We start from the raw sequence: 4286 nt of genomic DNA on the forward strand, positions 1-4286 counted from the left end.
GGCAACGCGCTTCATCAACGTGCTCGACGCCGGCTACCAGAACCAGAGCAGCAGCGCAGAACCGCGCCGCAACGGCTACGAGATCGAGTTCGAGCTGCCGCTGTTCGATTTCGGCAGCGCCCGCACGGCGCGCGCCGAGGCCACCTACCGGCAATCGCTGGACCGCACCGCGCAGCTCGCGCTGCAGGCCCGCTCCGAGGTGCGCGAGTCGTACTCGGCCTACCGCAGCGCCTACGGGCTGGCCAGGCACTACCGCGACGAGGTCGTGCCGCTGCGCCAGCGCATCTCCGACGAGAACCTGCTTCGCTACAACGGCATGCTCGGCAGCGTCTTCGAGCTGCTCGCCGATGCGCGATCGCAGATCGCCGGCGTGACCGGCGCGGTCGAAGCGCTGCGCGACCACTGGATCGCCGAAAGCGCGCTGCAGATGGCGATCGCCGGCCGCTCGCCGGCCAACGCCTCCCCCGACCTGCCCCGCTGACCCGCTGATGGAGCAACCGATGACCCACCGCAGAACCTTCTTCAAGGCCGCCGGCGCGACGCTGCTCGGCGCCGCCACCGTCAGCCGCGTCGGCGCCGCCTCGCTGCCCGAGGCCGCCACGCAATCGAGCGCCACGATGCAGCCGCCCCCGCCGCCGCCCACCGGCCGCCCGTTCAACCCGATCGTCACGCTGAACGGCTGGTCGCTGCCGTGGCRCATGAAGGACGGCGTCAAGGAGTTCCACCTGCTGGCCGAGCCGGTGGTGCGCGAGATCGCACCCGGCATGAAGGCCAACCTGTGGGGCTACAACGGCCAGAGCCCCGGGCCGACGATCGAGGCGGTCGAGGGCGACCGCGTGCGCATCTTCGTGACCAACCAGCTGCCCGAGGTCACCAGCGTGCACTGGCACGGCATCCTGCTGCCCTCGGGGATGGACGGCGTGACGGGCCTCACCYAGCCGCCGATCGAGGTCGGCAAGACCTTCGTCTACGAGTTCGTGCTGCAGCGCTCCGGCACCTTCATGTACCACCCGCATGCCGACGAGATGACGCAGATGGCGATGGGGATGATGGGCCTGTTCATCGTCCACCCGAAGGATGCGAGGCAGCTGCGCGTCGACCGCGACTACGGCTTCATCCTGAACGCCTACGACGTGGAGCCCGGCGCCGCGACGCCGCGCGTGAACACCATGCTCGACTTCAACCTGTGGACCTGGAACAGCCGCGCCTTCCCCGGCATCGACCCGATCGTCGCGCGCACCGGCGAGCGGGTGCGCATCCGCGTCGGCAACCTGACGATGACCAACCACCCGATCCACATGCACGGCCCGCACTTCGAGGTCACCGGCACCGATGGCGGCTGGGTGCCGAAGTCGGCGCGCTGGCCGGAGGTGACGGTCGACATCGGCGTCGGCCAGATGCGCGCCTTCGAGTTCGATGCGCTGGCGGGTGACTGGGCGATCCATTGCCACAAGTCGCACCACACGATGAACGCGATGGGGCATGCGGTGCCGACGATGATCGGCGTCGACCACCGCGAGGTCGCGCAGAAGATCGCGAAGCTGGTGCCCGACTACATGGTGATGGGCGACAAGGGCATGCACGACATGGCGGTGATGGAGATGCCGCTGCCCGACAACACGCTGCCGATGATGACCGGCACCGGCCCGTTCGGGCCGATCGGCATGGGCGGCATGTTCAGCGTGGTGAAGGTGCGCGACGACCTGCAGCGCGGCGACTTCCGCGACCCCGGTCCGTACCGCCACCCGCCCGGCACGCTGGCCCATGAATTCACCGGCGAGGTCGGGGCCGCGGTGCGTGCGCCGTCCGCGCCACCCGACGGCAGCACGCTGCAGGTCCGCAAGCCGCAAGGCCATGCCGGCCACTGAACACCGCTTGATCCACCCATGAACACGATACGAAGGAATTCCAGAATGAACACCCGATCCCTGATGAACCTGGTGGCCACCGCCCTGGCCTTGCACGCCGCCTCCGCTTCGGCCCACGGCGATGAGGATCACGCCGCGCCGCGCCGCTACGATGCCGCCAAGGTCGAGCAGACCGCCTACGGCCGCGAGGGCGACCCGGCGAAGGCACGCCGCATGATCCCGCTCGGCATGACCGATGCCATGCGCTTCACGCCCGCCGACATCACCGTGCGGCGCGGCGAGACGGTGAAGTTCGTCGTGCGCAACGACGGCAGGCTGCTGCACGAGATGGTGCTGGGCACGCCGGCGGACCTGAAGGCACACGCGGCACTGATGCAGAAGTTTCCCGAGATGGAGCATGCGAGCCCGAACATGGCGCATGTGAAGCCGGGGGCCAGCGGCGAGATCGTCTGGCAGTTCACCCAGGCCGGTGAATTCCAGTTCGCCTGCCTGCAGCCCGGGCATTTCGAGGCCGGCATGCTCGGCCGGGTGACGGTGACGGGCGACCAGGCCGCGATGACGGACGGCGAGGTGCGCCGCATCGACAAGGCCCAGGGCAAGCTCACGCTGCGGCACGGGCCGATCGCCAACCTCGACATGCCGGGCATGACGATGGTGTTCCGGGTGGCCGAACCGCGGATGCTGGACACGCTGCGCGAGGGCGACAAAGTGCGGTTCAGCGCCGAGCGGGTGGACGGCTCGATCACCGTGACGGCGATCGAGGTCGCGAAATGACTCGAGAAAGGACCCGAGCTCAGCGCGTCGACACCACCCCGCCGCCCGGCCGGCCCGACGCCGCCGCCAGGCACAGCAGCCCGAGCGTCGCGCTGCACTCGCCGGCCGTCGCGATGCACTCCAGCCCCTCGCGCTCGACGTAGGCCGGCAACTGCAGCCACGCGGCCGGCACCTCCAGCATCACCTGCGAGCGCTCGGTGCGCACCCAGCCCGCGTCGGCCAGCTGGCCCAGGTAGATCCAGGTCTGCCGCCGCGACAGCCCGGCCAGCTGCCCCATGAAGGCCTGCGACACCGGCAGCGCGATGTGCAGCCCGCGCGCGCCCGATTGCGTCGGCGCGAACGCCGCCGCGAAGGTCGCGAGCACGTTGACCAGCCGCTGGAAGCCGCCGCCCGCGAGCCGCAGCGCCAGCTGCTCCTGCATGCGCAGCGCGGTCGCGGAATGCAGCCGGCCGATGTCGTCGCCCGGCCCGCCATCGCCACTGTGGCCGGCATCGCGCGCCGCCCGCACCGTCGTTGCCGGCACCTTGACGGCCACGACATCGATCAGCGCCGTCACGTCATACAGCGCGCGGTCCTGCCCGAGCGGCGAACCCCAGCCGATCACGTCGCCGCCCCACAGCACCGCCACGCCCACCTCGGTGCCCGCGGCCACGCGGATGTGCAGGCTCACCGCGCCCTGGCGGATCGCCATCCAGTCGTGCAGCTCGCCGCCGACCCGCACGATGGCCTGCCCGCGCCGGAACACCTGCTCCACCGCCTCGTCGATCCAGTGCTGCTGCATCACCACACCGCCAGCGTCTTGGCCATCACCCGCTGCAGCCAGCTGCGCGAGGCCGCTTCCGACACATCGCCGCTGCCCGCGCTCTCGAGCGCGGCATTGGCCACGTCGCGCGAGTTGACGACGTTGCCCAGCCGGATGTCCTGCGGGTTCACGACGCCGGAGAAGCGCAGCGCGCTCGCACCGCCGTTGACGCCGATGCGCCGCTCGCCGGCCACCACCAGGTGCCCGTTCGGCAGCACGTTGATCACCGAGACCGTCAGCTGCGCGGTGAACTCGGTCGACACCTCGGTGCTGCCGGTGCCCTTGAACGAATCGCTGCTGCCGGCGCTCGCATCGACGTTCAGGATCTTGTCGAGCAGGCCGCCGTTCTTTTCTCCGTTGCCAGGGCCCCTCACCGCCTGCTTGTTGTCGCGGCTGGTGTCGGTGGCGCGCTTCTGCGAGGCCTTCAGGCTCTCGGAGATGTCGACCTTCATCGTGTCGCCCACCGCCTGCGGCCGGCGCTCGCCCGAGAACAGCGCGGTCGATTCGAGCTGCGGCTGGTAGATGGCGCCGTTGCTGCGCCGCTCGATGAACATCGGCGCCAGCGGCGGCGCGGCGCTCACCGGGCCGGGCACCAGGCTCGGCGGCGGGCTCGCACAGGCACCCAGCGCCAGCACACACGCCGCTGCCGCACCACGTACCGCGTACTTCGGGGGTTTCATTCGAATCCTTGGATGAGTGCCCGCACCACCGGTGCGAGCTTGGTTCTTGTCGTGGCCCACTTGCTGGCGCCGAAGCCGGCGTCGTCGACGCTGTAGCCGCTGCTCGCGAGCAGCGCGCCGCCCGATCGCTGCAGGCTCATCGAGGCCGCGCTCAGGTAGGGC

5 protein-coding genes are annotated in these 4286 nt (G+C 70.4%); 3 read left to right on the top strand and 2 right to left on the bottom strand.

Annotated elements, in window-relative coordinates; all coding sequences use genetic code 11:
* The 3 genes from AC1DXV_RS31960 to AC1DXV_RS31970 all read left to right on the top strand — a co-directional run.
* A partial coding sequence (locus tag AC1DXV_RS31960) for a TolC family protein (RefSeq protein WP_477937508.1) occupies window positions 1–481 on the top strand: 481 nt, incomplete at its 5' end.
* Between the two features lie 19 nt (window positions 482–500).
* Window positions 501–1868, top strand: a complete 1368-nt coding sequence (locus AC1DXV_RS31965; RefSeq protein ID WP_477937510.1) for a multicopper oxidase family protein — start codon at window positions 501–503, stop codon at window positions 1866–1868.
* 45 nt (window positions 1869–1913) lie between these two features.
* The gene (locus AC1DXV_RS31970) at window positions 1914–2642 is read left to right on the top strand and encodes a copper-binding protein (protein WP_477872950.1); all 729 of its coding nucleotides are present in this window, start codon (window positions 1914–1916) and stop codon (window positions 2640–2642) included.
* Between the two features lie 19 nt (window positions 2643–2661).
* Here the strand turns inward: AC1DXV_RS31970 and AC1DXV_RS31975 are convergent, their stop codons facing one another.
* Together AC1DXV_RS31975 and AC1DXV_RS31980 are read right to left on the bottom strand one after the other, a co-directional pair.
* Window positions 2662–3423, bottom strand: a complete 762-nt coding sequence (locus AC1DXV_RS31975) for a Crp/Fnr family transcriptional regulator (protein ID WP_477872952.1) — start codon at window positions 3421–3423, stop codon at window positions 2662–2664.
* Entirely contained in the window at window positions 3423–4124 is a 702-nt protein-coding gene (locus AC1DXV_RS31980) for a flagellar basal body L-ring protein FlgH (RefSeq protein WP_477937512.1), read from the bottom strand. Before AC1DXV_RS31980 ends, AC1DXV_RS31975 begins: the two co-directional genes overlap by 1 nt.
* Window positions 4125–4286: the final 162 nt, after the last annotated feature.

It is taken from the genome of Rhizobacter sp. P3_C12, assembly GCF_056402735.1.

What these genes read in the sequence shown, in the direction of transcription:
- AC1DXV_RS31980 (WP_477937512.1), bottom strand. Translation starts at nt 4,124, where the DNA reads ATGAAACCCCCGAAGTACGCGGTACGTGGTGCGGCAGCGGCGTGTGTG.
- AC1DXV_RS31970 (WP_477872950.1), top strand. Translation starts at nt 1,914, where the DNA reads ATGAACACCCGATCCCTGATGAACCTGGTGGCCACCGCCCTGGCCTTG.
- AC1DXV_RS31975 (WP_477872952.1), bottom strand. Translation starts at nt 3,423, where the DNA reads ATGCAGCAGCACTGGATCGACGAGGCGGTGGAGCAGGTGTTCCGGCGC.